Annotated in this window: 16 protein-coding genes; 13 read left to right on the plus strand and 3 right to left on the minus strand. The window is 35.9% G+C overall.

Annotated features, from left to right (window positions below):
- Nucleotides 1–73 precede the first annotated feature (73 nt).
- The 3 genes from LY60_RS10080 (at nt 74) to LY60_RS10090 (ending at nt 3,077) form a co-directional block, all read left to right on the plus strand.
- Nucleotides 74–1,810, plus strand: coding sequence for a peptide ABC transporter substrate-binding protein (locus tag LY60_RS10080; RefSeq protein ID WP_145083028.1), 1,737 nt, complete (start codon nt 74–76; stop codon nt 1,808–1,810).
- Between the two features lie 149 nt (nt 1,811–1,959).
- On the plus strand, nt 1,960–2,796 hold the full coding sequence (locus tag LY60_RS10085; protein ID WP_170226171.1) for a Cof-type HAD-IIB family hydrolase: 837 nt from the start codon (nt 1,960–1,962) through the stop codon (nt 2,794–2,796).
- A gap of 89 nt (nt 2,797–2,885) precedes the next feature.
- Nucleotides 2,886–3,077: a DUF378 domain-containing protein gene (locus tag LY60_RS10090; protein WP_145083032.1), complete on the plus strand. Its 192-nt coding sequence runs from the start codon at nt 2,886–2,888 to the stop codon at nt 3,075–3,077.
- A 36-nt stretch (nt 3,078–3,113) separates the two neighbouring features.
- Here the strand turns inward: LY60_RS10090 and LY60_RS10095 are convergent, their stop codons facing one another.
- On the minus strand, nt 3,114–3,347 hold the full coding sequence (locus LY60_RS10095; RefSeq protein WP_019228024.1) for a hypothetical protein: 234 nt from the start codon (nt 3,345–3,347) through the stop codon (nt 3,114–3,116).
- A gap of 170 nt (nt 3,348–3,517) precedes the next feature.
- Between LY60_RS10095 and mnmL the strand changes: the two genes are divergently transcribed.
- The 3 genes from mnmL (at nt 3,518) to LY60_RS10110 (ending at nt 5,631) form a co-directional block, all read left to right on the plus strand.
- Nucleotides 3,518–4,447: a tRNA modification radical SAM protein MnmL/YtqA gene (gene mnmL / locus LY60_RS10100; RefSeq protein WP_145083034.1), complete on the plus strand. Its 930-nt coding sequence runs from the start codon at nt 3,518–3,520 to the stop codon at nt 4,445–4,447.
- Between the two features lie 89 nt (nt 4,448–4,536).
- Nucleotides 4,537–4,950 (plus strand): ATP-binding protein, encoded by a 414-nt coding sequence (locus tag LY60_RS10105; RefSeq protein ID WP_145083036.1) that lies wholly within the window; start codon nt 4,537–4,539, stop codon nt 4,948–4,950.
- Nucleotides 4,951–5,076: 126 nt separating this feature from the next.
- On the plus strand, nt 5,077–5,631 hold the full coding sequence (locus LY60_RS10110) for a DUF6648 family protein (RefSeq protein WP_145083038.1): 555 nt from the start codon (nt 5,077–5,079) through the stop codon (nt 5,629–5,631).
- 27 nt (nt 5,632–5,658) lie between these two features.
- Here the strand turns inward: LY60_RS10110 and LY60_RS10115 are convergent, their stop codons facing one another.
- On the minus strand, nt 5,659–6,150 hold the full coding sequence (locus LY60_RS10115; RefSeq protein WP_145083041.1) for an endolytic transglycosylase MltG: 492 nt from the start codon (nt 6,148–6,150) through the stop codon (nt 5,659–5,661).
- Between the two features lie 210 nt (nt 6,151–6,360).
- Here LY60_RS10115 and LY60_RS10120 point away from each other — a divergent pair, with 210 nt between their 5' ends.
- On the plus strand, nt 6,361–7,275 hold the full coding sequence (locus LY60_RS10120) for an RluA family pseudouridine synthase (RefSeq protein WP_145083044.1): 915 nt from the start codon (nt 6,361–6,363) through the stop codon (nt 7,273–7,275).
- Between the two features lie 9 nt (nt 7,276–7,284).
- Nucleotides 7,285–8,940, plus strand: coding sequence for a nucleoside kinase (locus tag LY60_RS10125; RefSeq protein WP_170226172.1), 1,656 nt, complete (start codon nt 7,285–7,287; stop codon nt 8,938–8,940).
- Between the two features lie 54 nt (nt 8,941–8,994).
- Here the strand turns inward: LY60_RS10125 and rodA are convergent, their stop codons facing one another.
- Nucleotides 8,995–10,146: a rod shape-determining protein RodA gene (gene rodA, locus LY60_RS10130; protein ID WP_145083047.1), complete on the minus strand. Its 1,152-nt coding sequence runs from the start codon at nt 10,144–10,146 to the stop codon at nt 8,995–8,997.
- 206 nt (nt 10,147–10,352) lie between these two features.
- Here rodA and ruvC point away from each other — a divergent pair, with 206 nt between their 5' ends.
- From ruvC to queA, 5 genes are read left to right on the plus strand one after another with little or no spacing between them, the layout of a single operon-like run.
- Nucleotides 10,353–10,850 carry a crossover junction endodeoxyribonuclease RuvC gene (gene ruvC, locus LY60_RS10135; RefSeq protein WP_145083051.1) on the plus strand — a complete coding sequence of 166 codons (498 nt, stop codon included), beginning with the start codon at nt 10,353–10,355 and terminating at the stop codon, nt 10,848–10,850.
- A gap of 46 nt (nt 10,851–10,896) precedes the next feature.
- Nucleotides 10,897–11,490: a Holliday junction branch migration protein RuvA gene (gene ruvA, locus LY60_RS10140; RefSeq protein ID WP_145083054.1), complete on the plus strand. Its 594-nt coding sequence runs from the start codon at nt 10,897–10,899 to the stop codon at nt 11,488–11,490.
- The gene (ruvB, locus tag LY60_RS10145) at nt 11,490–12,527 is read left to right on the plus strand and encodes a Holliday junction branch migration DNA helicase RuvB (RefSeq protein ID WP_145083505.1); all 1,038 of its coding nucleotides are present in this window, start codon (nt 11,490–11,492) and stop codon (nt 12,525–12,527) included. The genes ruvA and ruvB overlap by 1 nt, the downstream gene beginning before the upstream one ends.
- Nucleotides 12,528–12,530: 3 nt before the next feature.
- Nucleotides 12,531–14,213 carry a SpoIID/LytB domain-containing protein gene (locus tag LY60_RS10150; RefSeq protein ID WP_145083057.1) on the plus strand — a complete coding sequence of 561 codons (1,683 nt, stop codon included), beginning with the start codon at nt 12,531–12,533 and terminating at the stop codon, nt 14,211–14,213.
- Nucleotides 14,210–15,256: a tRNA preQ1(34) S-adenosylmethionine ribosyltransferase-isomerase QueA gene (gene queA, locus LY60_RS10155; protein WP_145083060.1), complete on the plus strand. Its 1,047-nt coding sequence runs from the start codon at nt 14,210–14,212 to the stop codon at nt 15,254–15,256. Before LY60_RS10150 ends, queA begins: the two co-directional genes overlap by 4 nt.
- Nucleotides 15,257–15,270 lie beyond the last annotated feature (14 nt).

Genomic DNA, 15,270 nt, shown 5'->3' on the forward strand with positions numbered 1-15,270 from the left:
GCCGAAAAAGGGTGATAATATAAAATGCAGGTAACGATTACCTGCAAATACATAATTTTTTTGGAGGGATTTTATGTTAAAAAGAGTATTATCATTATTGCTCGTACTTGCAATGGTATTCTCTATATCAGTAGGCTGTGCTAAACAAGAACCGGCACCAGCTGAAGAGAAACCGGCAGGAGAAACACCAGTTGCAGAAACACCAGCTGGAGAAGAAGATTATCTTGTATGGAACATCGCAGTTGACCCTGAAACTTGGGACCCAACATTAAACAGCGCAGCTGACGGCGGACACATTATTCAAAATATGTTCGAAGGTCTGACTAAAGAAACTTCTGAAGGAATACAAGCTGCTGCAGCTGAATCTTGGGATATAACTAATGATGGAAAAACTTATACATTCCATTTAAGAGATGGTTTGAAATGGTCTGACGGACAGCCTGTAACAGCTAAAGACTTCGAATATGCTTGGAAAAGAGCATGTGATCCTAAAGTTGCATCTGACTATTCATTCCTTGTAACTACTTACTTAGTAGGTGGAGCTGAATACTTCAATGGAACTGGAACTATCGATCAAATAGGCGTTAAAGCACTTGATGACAAGACATTGGAAGTTAACCTGAAATTCCCTGTTGCTTATTTCTTAAGCTTGACTTCATTCTATACTTACATGCCAGTAAGACAAGACATAGTTGAAGCTAACGGCGAAGGTTGGGAAAAGAATCCTGCAACTTGCATTTCTAACGGAGCTTTCAAAATGACTGAATACCAGACAGGTTCTCACCTGACAATGGTTAAGAACGAAAACTACTGGGATGCAGCAAATGTTAAACTTGCAGGTATCAAAGGTCTTATGATCGTTGAAGGAACAACAGCTCTTAACGGTTATGAAAACGGAGAAATCCAGGTTCTTGACAGCATCACTATTGAACAGATTCCAAGACTTCAAAAAGAAGATCCAAACTTTGTAATCTATCCACATATTGGAACTTACTATGTTAACTTCAACGTTGACAATGAAGTGTTCAAAGATCCTAAAATCAGAAAAGCATTCTCACTTGCAATCGACAGAAAACAATTTGTTGAGCAGGTTACTAAAGGCGGACAGACTCCTGCAACTGGATTTATACCATCAGGTATGATTTTCTCAGACGGATCTGACATCAGACCACTTGATGCAAACGGAATGCCAGCACCTGAATACGGCATTGACCCAACAAAAGCAAATGTGGAAGAAGCTAAAGCATTGTTGGCTGAAGCTGGATATCCAGATGGAAAAGGACTTCCAAAGATTACATTCTTGTACAACACAAACGAAAACAACAAGAAAATTGCTGAAGCATTGCAAGGAATGTGGAAACAAAATCTTGGCGTAGACGTAGAACTTCTTAATCAAGACTGGGCAGTATTCCAGGAAACTAGAAGAGCAGGCGAGTACATGATGGCTAGAGGCGGCTGGTTAGGAGACTACGGCGACCCAATGACTATGCTTGATTTGTTCACAGTTGCTTCAGGAAACAACGATCCTCAGTGGAGATATGCTGAAGAACCTAACGGAGCACCACATGATAAAACTCTGAACCCTGAACAAAAAGAATTTGAAGATGCAATTTCTAAATCTCTTGTAACTTCAGGTAAAGACAGAGATGCAGCTTTGAAGGCAGCTGAAGATTCATTGATGAACAACATGGTTGTAGCACCAATTTACTACTATACATTTACAACAATAGTTGACTCATCTAAGGTTGAAGGTGTAGAACTCACATTGACAAACAAATGGGACTTCACACATGCTGAATTAATAAAATAATAAGCAAAAAGGATTGGAATCTGTTATACAGAATCCAGTCCTTTTTTTGTAGTATAATGTCTGTTTGCACTTCATTGAAACACAAATAACAATGTCGTCTATATACAAATTTCTGTTTTAATTGTATAATTAAGATGGAGATGATATTTATGAAATACAAAATGGTGGTACTGGATCTGGATGGAACTCTTTTAGATGACGAAAAACAAATAAGTGAAAAAAACATCCGCATTTTGAATGAACTGCACAAAAGCGGAGTGATTATAACAATTGCAACAGGCAGAAATTATTATATGGCAAAAGGTCTCACTGATAAGCTTAAAAATATTTCTCCTGTTATACTTGCCAACAACGGGGCAATTATAAGACGTTCTCACAACGATGAGCTTCTTCGTAAAAACTATCTGGATGCTGCAGCGTTTAAAAAAATATATGATGCAGGAATTAAAAGGGGTCTTAATCCTGTTGTGCACGTGGATGAATATAAAAATGGCTACGATCTTATTTATGAACGTGAAAACTATGAAGAAGCATATCTGGGCTACATAAAAAAAGACTATCCCAGAGCAAGGCTTAAAAAATTTGAAACTGATAGCCTGAAAAATATTCTTGCTGTATGCTATTTTGATGAATACAGCAAGCTTTCTGATTTCAGTCTTGAAATGATGGAGTTAAACAAAGGCGAGTACAATACCATATGCAACCGCAACATAAGCCAGAGGGCTCTTCTTGAATTTCTGCACAATGAAGGCTGCAAGTGGAAGGCACTTCAGAAATATGTAAATGACATCAACATCAGGAATGATGAAATTTTAGCCATTGGTGACGACAATAACGACATTGAGCTCATTTTAAATGCAGGACTGGGAATTGCCATGAAAAATGGAACAGAGGAATGCAAAAATGCTTCAAAATTAATATCAAAATATGACAACAACAATTCGGGAGTTTACTATGTTCTTTCGGAAGTATTTGAAATAAAATAACAAATTAACAAAAATATCAGAGATTGTACATATTTCTTCCATGCTCAAAATATAATGTAATAACATTGTATTAAAAACAAGGAGGAATTATGAAAATAATAGCTGCAATAGCATCAATTCTTATTATTATAGGAGCGTTGAACTGGGGTCTGTACGGAATAGCAAAAATTGATATAGTTGAAAATTTATTTGGAGGCTGGAATAACAAAATAGGAAGAATAATCTATATTATAATTGGAGTAGCTGGCTTGTATTCGCTTCTTTACGTCATTTTTGCATAAATAAAAAAACATGCCGACGGGCATGTTTTTTATTCTTTAGGAAAAGCGTCCAATTCCTACTGCTTTTGTCATTTTGTCCATGACGTTTTTACCCTGCATGTTCTGACTTATCATTTCTACAGAACCCAATGTAATGTGGGCTAAACCGAAACCTATAATACCATTAGTATAGGATTCAGGCAGGTTGTTATTACTATTTTTCAAAGCTATTCCGGTTGCAGTTACTACTGTTCCAAGCACTGTTGGAATTATGCCTTCTTTTATGTGCATTTAAATACCTCCTAAAATTTATTTGTTCACTTATTATTTGCAAAAATAATAAAAAAATTTGGTTTATTTCATGGCAATTAATAAAAATATTAAACAACAATTGATTAAAAAGGTTATATTATTTATAATATGATTAATATCCAAAATTTAAATTTAAACAAAGGAAAAAAATGACCAGATATAATGAATATTCAAATTATCTAAAAGAAAAATACAAGGAAAAAGTATACAAACTTCCTGTTAATATTCCCTGCACATGTCCAAACCGGGACGGCACATTAGGATACGGAGGATGCACTTTTTGTGCAGAAGTAGGAACTGGCTTTGAAATGCTGGACAACTCCATGAGTGTCAAAGCTCAGCTCAGGACGAACATGGAATATATTAAGAAAAAATATAAAGCAAAGAAATTTATTGCATATTTTCAAAACTACACAAACACATACCTGGAGTTTGAAAAATTCAAAAATTACATACGTGAAGCTATCATGGAAGACATAGTTGAAATATCAGTTTCCACAAGGCCTGACTGCGTTCCTGATCCGTACCTTGAATTCCTTTATGAACTTATGAAGGAAAGCGGAATAAACATTTCCATAGAGCTTGGACTTCAGACTGTAAATTACCACACGCTTATTGCTATAAACAGAGGACACACGCTGGCGGAATTTATTGACGCTGCAGTAAGAATAAAAAAATTCGGTTTTGAAATATGTGCTCATGTCATATTAAATCTCCCCGGTGATGATATGACGGATGTTGTAGAATCAGCAAAAATATTGTCGGTACTGGGCATAGACCAGGTGAAAGTTCATTCTCTTTATATAATGGAAAATACAGAAATGGGAAGAATGTATAAAAATGGAGAATTAAAGGTAATTACTAAAGACGAATATGTAGAAAGAGTCATCGTTTTTCTTGAACACTTAGACAGCAATGTTGCGGTTCAAAGACTGGTTGGAAGGGCACCAAAGGAAGATTCGCTGTTTGTAAACTGGGGAATGAGCTGGTGGAAAATCAAAGATGAAATTTTGGACAAAATGGAAAAAGAAAACCGGTACCAAGGAAAATTTCAACTGCAAAAAAAGTATAAATTGTAAAAATAAGTAGTGTAAACATTTTCAATTTGTGGTACAATATAATTGTAATTAACTTTATTCAAACAAATAAAAATAGGAGTGTGATTATTATGGTTCAATTGGTTTGCGGTCACAGCGGAAGTGGAAAAACGATGAGAATGATTGAAATGGCAAACAAGACTATGGATAGTATACAGGGAAAGATGGTTTTCCTGGAAGCTAACAACAGGCACATATTTGATTTGGATTACAGAATAAGATACATAAATACGAAAGAGTTTGGATTAACAAATGCCGATCAGTTTCAAGGCTTCGTATGTGGTTTAATTGCGACAGATTATGATATAGAACAGGTTTACATAGATGGATTATATAAGATTGCTCAGTCCGGAATGGAAAATTTAGAAGCAGTTGTAGAAAGACTTAATTTTTTATCAGAAAAGTTTAATGTTAATTTTATCATGAGCGTGAATCATGAAATGGATGATATTCCAGAAACATTGAGAGATAAAGTAATAGCATAGAAAATATCCACCGGCTTGCCGGTGGTTTTTATTTCTCATTTATGGATTATTCTTGCTTTTAATTGCTCTTGCTAAAAGTTTCAGCATCTGTTAGAATACATGTAGACAATTAGAAAGAGTGAGTTTATGAATTATTTTAAACCAAACAAGACAATATTTGATGAATTCTTTGAGCACAGAGATATGCTTATCATTCAGCACATGAATGGTGATATAAGCAAAAAGGAATATCTGGAGTTAAACTACAAATATATGCTTGAAAAGAACATAAAGCCTTTTCAGCGAATAGACAGCTTTGAAAAGGGAATGTACAATTACCAGTACTACAACATGCTTGCTAAGTACCACAGAATGATAGCTCAGGAAATAAAGGATAAGGGAAAGCACATCAGTTTTTACAGCAAGTATCTGGAAGAAGCAGATTATTACTACAATGAAAAGGATAAAACATCTTTCAGACTGTTAAGATACCTTCATTATGAAAATGTGGAATCATATTTTATAAAGATGGAGTCATCAGCTCTGGAAGGAAAGCTCTATGAAATAGTTCTGAAGGATTATGAATATGCAGTGCTGCATTCAAAATCCCTGTGGCTTTTAGATGTTCTGAAAAAAGAAAATGTATTTTTATCTGAAAGGAAGAAATCTGTAATAGACTATTATGTAAATCAAAAATATTAAGGAGCCCAATGGCTCCTTTCTTTTATTTTAATATGCGTTTGCAATTATTTTAATTATATCGTCCAGGCTTGTACCAACTTCAATTTCATATGTACCGCTTCTTAGTTTTGTATCAAGTCCAAGTTCTACGGATCTGTTTAAAAATTCGTTTGTGTCGCTAATAAGATTTGAACTTTGAAGTATTTTAGCAATGCTTGAAGGAAAAGAGCCTTCAGGAATTTCAACTGTTGCAATAAGTCCGCTTGGGGCAGGGGTGTCAGGTGTTTCACCTTCTGGTTTTTCAGGGTTTTCAGCATCATCAGGATCATCCGGTGTTTGCGGGTTTTTTGAATTGTTATATTCTTCTTCTGCAATAATCTGAGGCAAATCAGAAAGTTTGTCTTTTTCGATTCCTCTGTTAAATAAAATATCAAATCTCCATCCTAATATTAATACCATTACAACAATTACTACTATTATTAAACCGTAGTCGGTAATATTATATATAAAGTCTCTTATTGCATTTATTATTGTTTTCATCATCCACTCCTTGTTTATTATCAAGTAACTAACATTTTAACACAAAAATGGCTGATTTACAATAACCAAAAACATGTAATTATTTCTGGGTTAAAAATTTCATGTCTGGAAGAAGAAATAGAACTGATGAATAATTTAAAATTGCTTGCTATAGTAGATGTTATTGGTATAATATATAGATACTTAAAAAAATAACCAATTGGAGAAAATATGAAAGAAATATTAATAACTAAAAATGAAGAAGGACAAAGACTTGACAGATTTCTGAAAAAGTATCTCAATAAGGCAAACCAGTCATTTATATATAAAATGCTAAGGAAAAAAAACATTAAATTAAACAATTTGAAGGCAGAGCCTGAGGAGGTACTTAAAAAAGATGACCTTGTCCAGCTTTATTTATCCGATGAAACAATTGACAAATTCAGGGAGAAAAAAAGTTTGATTGAAACGGACATACATTTCGTTCCGGTATATGAGGACGATAATATTCTTGTTGTAAATAAACCCATAGGATTAAGCTCTCAGCCTGATGAAACAAGTGATGTCAATCTGGTTGATGAAATTAAAATGTACCTTGATGCAAAGGAAGAAAACATAAGCTTTACATTCAAACCGGCAGTGTGCAACAGGCTTGACAAGAATACATCAGGACTTGTGATTGCAGCTAAAAATTATGATGCTTTAAAACAGACTAACAAGGCAATAAGGGAAAGAGCAATCAAAAAATACTACAAGGCCAAGGTTCACGGTATTATAAAACAGGATATTGAGCTAAAGGATTACCTCATAAAGGATGAATCAAGAAACATGGTAAGAATAGTAAAAGAACAAGAAGAAAATGCCAAATTGGTAATTACAAATGCTCATCCTTTAAAAACAGAAGGAAATTTCACATGGCTTGAAATAGAAATTGAAACCGGAAGAGCACATCAGATAAGAGCACATTTGTCTTCCATAGGTCACCCTATAGTAGGAGACAAAAAATACGGAAGGAAAGACGATGAAAAACATCAGCTGCTTCATGCCTACAAGCTTGTTCTGGATGGATATGAAGGTGAGCTTGAATATCTGAACAAAATGGAAATAATTTCAGATGTGGACGAAAGGAAAACTTTGAAGCAATAAGGAGGATTCATGAAAATTATACTTGCAGGAGAAAAAAATCAAACAGTGGAAATAGGTGAGGATGAATCACTTTTTGATCTTCTTAAAAGAATCCATAAGGATGATTACACAAAGTATCTTGGAATAAAAGTAAACAACAAGCTACAGGATCTTCAGGGGGCAAAATTTAAAGAAAACGACAAAATTGAGTTCATCGACATAAGCGATAAAGATGGCAACAGAATTTACGTCAGGACGTTAACTATGATTTACATAAAAGCATGTAAGGACATTTTTGACCAAATAGACGTATGCATTGTCAATTCCCTAAGCAAGGGTCTTTATACAGAACTTAAGAATAAACATCTGGTAGACAACAAACTGCTTGAAGAAATCAGAACGAGAATGCAGGAAATCATAGATCAAAAAAGGCCCATAAATACAAGACTCATGAAAGTTGAAAAAGCAATGGAGATTTTTAAAAAACAAAATCTTCAGGATAAAATTGAGCTTCTTACGCAATGGGGCAAGAAAGACATAAGAGTTTGCGAACTTGACGGATATTATGATACATTTTACGGATACATTGCTCCAAACACAGAATTTGTTAAAGAATTTGATTTGAGACTTTTTTCACCGGGCATTATTTTAAATTATCCTACAAAGGAAAGCAACTTTGAAATTCCTGAATATATTGTACAGGAGAAACTTTCCAAAGTTTTTAAAGAAGCTGAAGATTGGGGGAAGATAATGGATGTTGGATATGTGGGTTCTTTGAACAAAAAAATCATAAACAATACAATTGACGACATGATAAGAGTCAATGAAGCGCTCCATGAGAAAAAAATAGCCTACATTGCTGATGAAATTTCAAATGATACAAACATAAAAATAGTTTTAATAGCAGGTCCGTCATCCTCAGGGAAAACCACATTTGCACAGAGGCTTTCTATTCAGCTAAGAGTGAATGGCAAAAAAACTTATGCTCTTTCTTTAGACGATTATTTTGTTGACAGGGAACATACTCCCAAAGATGAAAACGGAGAATTTGATTTTGAAACAATTGATGCCCTGGATCTTGAGCTTTTCAATGAACAGCTCTTAAGCCTTATGGCATGCGAAGAAGTTCAAATACCTACATTTAACTTCAAATCAGGAAAAAGGGAATACACAAAAGATGTTGTTAAGCTTACAAATGACCACATCATCATAATTGAAGGAATTCATGGTCTAAATGACAAGCTTACAAAAAACATTCCTCAAAAAAATAAGTTCAGAATATACATAAGTGCGCTTACGCAGCTTAATATTGATAATCACAACCGAATTTCAACTTCCGACTTGAGACTTGTAAGGCGAATTGTAAGAGACAACACTCACAGAGGCAACAATGTCTACAAGACCATGGAACTTTGGGATAATGTTGTTAAAGGAACAGAAAAGTATATTTTTCCTCACCAGGAAAATGCAGATGCCATATTTAACTCTGCTCTTGTTTATGAGCTCAGCGTCCTGAAAAAATATGCAGAGCCTCTTGTTAAGGAAATAAAAAAAGACAGTATATTTTATCCTGAAAGGCAGAGACTGTTGAAATTTTTCAGCTATTTCAAATCAATTGATGATGAAAGTGCAATTCCAAACACATCAATTTTAAGGGAATTTATCGGAGGAAGCTGTTTTGAATAAGTTAAGAATTAATAACACGGGCGGACACAAGATCCGCCCCTACACTTTTAATGATTAAAAGTCGTTCATGTCTATTTTGCCGCGTTTCATTCCAACTCCCAGAGCCAGACCAATACTTACCATGTTCACCAGCATGAACGTTCCTCCGGAGCTTATGAATGGAAGGGGGATTCCGGTTACTGGCATGAGACCCATGGTCATTCCTATGTTTTCAAAGATGTGAAACAAAAGCATTGCTGTTATTCCGGTTACTATGAGGGAACCAAATAAGTTTGCAGCATGTCGTGCAATTCTTATAAGTCGGTACAATAAAAGCGCATAAAGGAGCAAAAGCCCAAGGCCTCCTACCAGTCCCAGCTCTTCGCCTATTACTGCAAATATGAAGTCTGTTTCCTTTGTCGGAAGGTAACCAAGCTGATTTTGAACGCCTTTGTAAAGACCTCTTCCGTAAATCATGCCGGATCCAATGGCTGTCTTTGACTGAATTACCTGGTAACCTGTGTCTTCCGGGTCAAGCTCAGGATAAAAGAACGTAACTATTCTGTCTATTCTGTAATCTTCGTTGGGAGTGTAGTCCTTCATTATGAAATAAAATGAGATCAGCCCTATTACAAGCATTATAAGTGCAAGGATTATGACTGCAATAATATATTTTCTGTCTATTCCTGATACAAAAATCATTACTGCTATGAAAAATATGAAAACTAAAGCAGTTCCAAGGTCAGGCTGCATAAGAATCAGTGCAACAGGAAAGAAAGCAAACACGAGCACCTTAATAAGCACAACAGGTTCGTTGATGTTGTCCTTGTTAATGTCGATAAACTTTGCAACAGATATAATAACTCCAAACTTTGCAAGTTCAGATGGCTGGAAAACCACAGGACCTATTGCGATCCAGCTCCTAACATCACCCCATTCAGAGGCGCTTACAGGATTAATGAGTACGTATAGAAGAAGTATTACCGACACTCCGTAAATTGGAAGGTAAAAGCTTCCGTAAATATCAAAATCAATCATTACGAGAAAAAACATCACACCCAAACCAAGGGCAAAAGCAACTATTTGTGTTTTAAGGTATGGTTCGCTTCCCGAAGCTTTGCTCATGGTGGCGCTGTTAATTATTATAAATCCGTAAATACACAATGCAATTGTTGTAAAAAACAATATAAAATCAAACCTTTTAAGTTTGTTATCCTTCTTGAACATATCTATCTCCGTTTGTGTTTTTTTAAATTATAACATACTTTGCAACAATGCAAAACATAATTTTAATCAAAAAGATTTACTTAAATGCTGATTTGAAAGGGTAAAAAGTTCTTAACAACAGAACAAATGTATGCTATAATGAAAAACAATAGCATACTGAAAATGAACAATATAATTGCTTTATGAATAAACAATGAGGTATTCATATGATTATATTTGGAATAGACCCGGGCCTTGCCATTTCAGGCTACGGTATAGTAAATTATGCTGGAAATAAGTTTGAAATAATTGAATACGGTGCTGTTATAACATCAAGCTTCGATGAATATCCTAAAAGACTTAAAATAATCTATGACAGGTATACGGAGCTTTTTGAAATGTACAAGCCTGAGGCCGTTGCAGTAGAGGAATTGTTTTACAACAAAAATACAAAGACAGCCATGGCAATAGCACAATCAAGAGGAGTTCACCTCTTGGCTGCAGCTAACAAAAATATACCTCTTTATGAATACACACCGCTTCAGATAAAACAAGGCACTGTCGGATATGGAAGGGCTCAAAAAAAACAGGTACAGGAAATGGTAAGACTGATTTTAAAGCTTGAACAGGTTCCAAAGCCTGACGATGCTGCCGACGGTCTGGCAGCGGCAATTTGCCATGCCCATTCCCTTAAATTTGCAGAAAATTTCAGGATAAAATATTAACTACTTACAAACTGATACAGGTTTACGGCTCGCTTCGGAGGATATTATGATAAGCTACATCAAAGGAGAAATTGCTAAAAAAGGTCTGGATTACATAATCATTGATAACAACAACATGGGATATTACATAAGCACATCTTTTTCCACCCTAAATAAACTTAAGGAAAAAGATCATGCCATGATACTCACATACATGCACGTAAGAGAAGACATAGTGGCTCTTTTCGGATTTTTGACTCAGGATGAAATGGATTTGTTCAAGAAGCTCATAACAGTGAACGGAATTGGTCCTAAGGCCGGGCTTGCGGTTCTTTCAACCTATGAAACCAACACCATAAAGGAAATAATTTTAAAAGAAGATGCAAACAGAATGTCAAAGGTTCCGGGCATCGGCAAGAAGACTGCAAGCAAAATTATCCTTGAACTAAAGGACAAAGTTGGAACACTGGATAGCCTGACTGTTGGAGAAAGTGAAACTGTCACAGGCAGAGATACATCTGATATTTTAGATGCGCTTATTTCTTTGGGCTTTAATTCTAATGACGCAAAAAATGCTCTTGATTCCATGGATATTGAAGGCAAGAGTGAAAACGACATAATCAAGGAAGCATTGAAAAATATTACTAGGCAGGTATTATGATGTTTGAAAGAGATAATGAAATAGTTGCAAGCACATTAAACATCGGGGATGAGGACCTGGAATTAAGCTTAAGACCCCAGAGGCTTGTACAGTACATAGGACAAAATAAAGTTAAGGAAGTTCTGGGTATTTTTATTGAATCGGCAAAAATGAGGAATCAGCCTCTTGACCACGTGTTGCTTTCTGGACCTCCGGGACTTGGAAAAACAACGCTGGCCAATATAATATCCAATGAGATGGGTGTTAACATAAGAGTCACGTCAGGTCCTGCCATAGAAAGACCGGGAGATCTGGCTGCAATACTTACAAATTTAAATGAAAATGACGTGCTGTTCATCGATGAAATTCACAGACTCAACAAGACTGTTGAAGAAATAATGTATCCTGCACTGGAAGATTATGCTCTGGATATAATAATTGGAAAGGGTCCTTCTGCCAGGTCCATACGCCTTGACCTTCCAAAGTTTACATTAATAGGAGCAACAACACGCTCAGGAATGCTGGCTTCTCCTCTTCGTGACCGCTTCGGCGTAATGTGTACTCTGGATTTTTACAATGCTGATGACCTTAAGGAAATAGTTCTTCGTTCAGCAGGAATAATAAATGTTGAAATAAATGATAGCGGAGCAGAAGAAATTGCAAGGCGTTCAAGAGGAACTCCACGTATAGCCAACAGGCTTTTAAAACGTGTGAGAGATTATGCAATTGTTAAATGCAACGGCAAAATAGATTTAAAGACTGCTGACAGCGCCCTTAAAATGCTTGAAATAGATGAAATGGGTCTGGACAAGCTTGACAGGAGAATACTCAATACAATAATTGAATATTACAGAGGCGGGCCAGTTGGTCTTGACACTCTTGCAGCTTCCATAGGTGAAGAAAAAGTTACAATTGAGGATGTTTATGAACCTTACCTCCTTCAGATTGGGTACTTGAACCGTACACCCAGAGGAAGAGTTGTTACGGAAATGGGATATAGGCACGTAAATAAAGTTAAAAAAAATATTGGACAGATGACAATTGATTTCGAGGGGTAGATTATGAAACTGTTAAAAAAAATTACTGCTGCAACATTAATGATGATATTTTTGATTGTTTTTACATGCTATGCACAAGAAGATTATTCAGTTAGGGTGAGAATAAGGTCACCAAGGCTTTACAACCAGCAGGCAAATCTTGCAGGCTACGATGATATTACAGTGTACGAGGAAGATGAAGAAATTTTTACACTTGGTGACAATTTAAGCATATTGATAGATTCTTACTATGATGGAAACTATAACTTCCTTACTTCAGCAGAATCAGGTGCTGCTAAATACGGCGCTTTTCACGCAAGGTTGGACGGTACATACAAATCATATGATGAAGCTATGGATGCAGCTGATGACTTTGAAAATACTATGAACGGCGACTTTTATCCATATTACAACGGAAGAGATTATTATGTTTATGCAGGAAACTTCAAAGACAAAAGTTCAGCAGGCTCATTCCTGGGCAAACTTTCAGGTAATGGCATAACAAGCGATGTTGTTTATTCAGACCTTGAGAACATTGTTGTATTCGACAATTACAGCAACATAGTATTCATGTATGAAAAAGAACTTGACATAAGATTTTCTTCAATTAAAGGTAATGAAAATATAAACTTGATTAAAATTGACGGAAGACCATACAGAGGAACAATGGGATTTAATATAATCGAGGGAACTAAGCTCATATCAATAAATTTTGTTCAGCTTGAAGATTACTTGTATGGAGTTGTTCCCAATGAAATAGCAGCTTCATGGGGAATGGAGTCACTGAAGGCTCAGGCTGTTGCAGCAAGAACTTATGCAGTTTACAGCATAAGACCTAACTCATCATATGGCTATGACCTTGAGGACAATCAAAACAGCCAGGTTTACTGGGGATATTCTTATGAAAAACCATCAACAAACAAGGCTGTTGATGAAACAAAAGGTGAGATGATATATTATGATAATAAGCTCATTCAGGCGTTTTATCATTCAACCAGCGGCGGAAGCACAGAAAATTCAGAAAATGTGTGGACAGCATCTCTTCCATATGCAAGAGGGGTTAAAGATGAATATTCAGACAAATCAGGCTCACCATACAATCAGTGGGTAAAAACTTACACAAAGGATGAAATAATAAAAAAATTAAATGCTGACGGCAACAGTGTAACGGATCTGTATGGCATACAAATTAAAGAAGTTTCTGAAAATAACAGGGTAATGGAATGTATATTTTTAACTGATAATGGAGAAATTTCATACAAGAAGGAAAATGCAAGGTTGCTTTTGGGACTCATGAGCTCATGGTTTAAAATTGAAAACGGAAGTGTATTTTATTTTGCTGACAAAGATTCCATACAAGGTACTGGGGACAATCTAGGGGTGATTCCATCCAGAGGGATATTGGATAACATTACAGAAAAGAAAGAAGAATCTTCCGGCACAAAAGCTCTTTCTTCAGGAAGTGTGCTTGGGAAATATGCTGTAACAAGCACAGGCAACAAAAAAATAGACAAACAAAAGCTTGCCTTCATAAGCTCTGAAGGAGTAAAAATAGTTGATACTAATTCAACACAGTACAGCTTTGACGGAAGAGGATGGGGTCACGGCATAGGAATGAGCCAGTACGGAGCAAAGGAAATGGCTGCGGAAGGCTTTACATATGATGAGATATTAAAACATTATTATACTGGAGTAACAATTAAATGATAGAAAATGAGAAAAATTTTAAAACAAGCGATTTTTATTACCACCTTCCTGAAGAACTCATAGCTCAAACTCCCATTAAGGAAAGGGACCATTCAAGACTTCTGGTTCTTGATAAAAAAACAGGAGCAGTGGAGCACAAACATTTTTACGATGTAATTGATTATTTAAATGCGGGCGACTGCCTGGTAATCAATGAAACGAAGGTTCTTCCTGCAAGACTTTATGGCACAAGAAAGGACACCGGAGCGGTAATAGAACTTCTTCTTTTAAAAAGAATAGACGACAAGTGCTGGGAAACCCTGGTGAAGCCGGGAAAGAAGGCAAAAGAGGGAACAGAAATTGTTTTTAAGGAAAATCTTTTGACAGGAATAATAACGGAAGTTCAAGAAGACGGAAACAGAATCATTAAATTCCAATATGAAGGAATTTTTGAAGAGATACTCGACCAGCTTGGAGAAATGCCTCTTCCTCCTTACATACATGAAAAGCTTGAGGACAAAAACAGATACCAGACAATTTATGCCAAGAATCCCGGTTCTGCTGCTGCACCAACTGCAGGACTTCACTTCAACGATGAACTGTTAAAGAAAGTCGAAGAGAAGGGAATTAAAATTGCAAGGCTCACTCTTCATGTGGGGCTTGGAACTTTCAGACCCGTAAAGGCAGAATTTATTTCAGAACATAAAATGCATTCTGAATATTACGAGCTTACACAGACAGAAGCAGACAAAATAAATTCTGCAAAAATCGGTGGCTTTAAAGTTTTTTCAGTGGGAACAACAAGCACCAGGACTCTTGAAACCATTGGTGATGAAAATGGACTTGTGAGAGCACAAAGCGGGTGGACTGACATATTCATATTCCCGGGATACGAGTACAAAGTGGTGGATTGTCTGATTACAAATTTCCATCTCCCTGAATCAACGCTTGTGATGCTTGTAAGCGCACTGGCAGGAAAAGAAAATATCATGAATGCATACAATGAAGCAGTACAAGAAAAATACAGGTTTTTCAGCTTTGGAGATGCAATGCTTATAAAATAAAAAAGTGGGTGAAT

It is taken from the genome of Sedimentibacter saalensis, assembly GCF_007830175.1.
Taxonomy (GTDB): domain Bacteria; phylum Bacillota; class Clostridia; order Tissierellales; family Sedimentibacteraceae; genus Sedimentibacter; species Sedimentibacter saalensis.

Coding starts and splice junctions, on each gene's coding strand:
- LY60_RS10080 (WP_145083028.1), top strand. CDS start 74: ATGTTAAAAAGAGTATTATCATTATTGCTCGTACTTGCAATGGTATTC.
- LY60_RS10085 (WP_170226171.1), top strand. CDS start 1,960: ATGAAATACAAAATGGTGGTACTGGATCTGGATGGAACTCTTTTAGAT.
- LY60_RS10090 (WP_145083032.1), top strand. CDS start 2,886: ATGAAAATAATAGCTGCAATAGCATCAATTCTTATTATTATAGGAGCG.
- LY60_RS10095 (WP_019228024.1), bottom strand. CDS start 3,347: ATGCACATAAAAGAAGGCATAATTCCAACAGTGCTTGGAACAGTAGTA.
- mnmL (WP_145083034.1), top strand. CDS start 3,518: ATGACCAGATATAATGAATATTCAAATTATCTAAAAGAAAAATACAAG.
- LY60_RS10105 (WP_145083036.1), top strand. CDS start 4,537: ATGGTTCAATTGGTTTGCGGTCACAGCGGAAGTGGAAAAACGATGAGA.
- LY60_RS10110 (WP_145083038.1), top strand. CDS start 5,077: ATGAATTATTTTAAACCAAACAAGACAATATTTGATGAATTCTTTGAG.
- LY60_RS10115 (WP_145083041.1), bottom strand. CDS start 6,150: ATGAAAACAATAATAAATGCAATAAGAGACTTTATATATAATATTACC.
- LY60_RS10120 (WP_145083044.1), top strand. CDS start 6,361: ATGAAAGAAATATTAATAACTAAAAATGAAGAAGGACAAAGACTTGAC.
- LY60_RS10125 (WP_170226172.1), top strand. CDS start 7,285: ATGAAAATTATACTTGCAGGAGAAAAAAATCAAACAGTGGAAATAGGT.
- rodA (WP_145083047.1), bottom strand. CDS start 10,146: ATGTTCAAGAAGGATAACAAACTTAAAAGGTTTGATTTTATATTGTTT.
- ruvC (WP_145083051.1), top strand. CDS start 10,353: ATGATTATATTTGGAATAGACCCGGGCCTTGCCATTTCAGGCTACGGT.
- ruvA (WP_145083054.1), top strand. CDS start 10,897: ATGATAAGCTACATCAAAGGAGAAATTGCTAAAAAAGGTCTGGATTAC.
- ruvB (WP_145083505.1), top strand. CDS start 11,490: ATGTTTGAAAGAGATAATGAAATAGTTGCAAGCACATTAAACATCGGG.
- LY60_RS10150 (WP_145083057.1), top strand. CDS start 12,531: ATGAAACTGTTAAAAAAAATTACTGCTGCAACATTAATGATGATATTT.
- queA (WP_145083060.1), top strand. CDS start 14,210: ATGATAGAAAATGAGAAAAATTTTAAAACAAGCGATTTTTATTACCAC.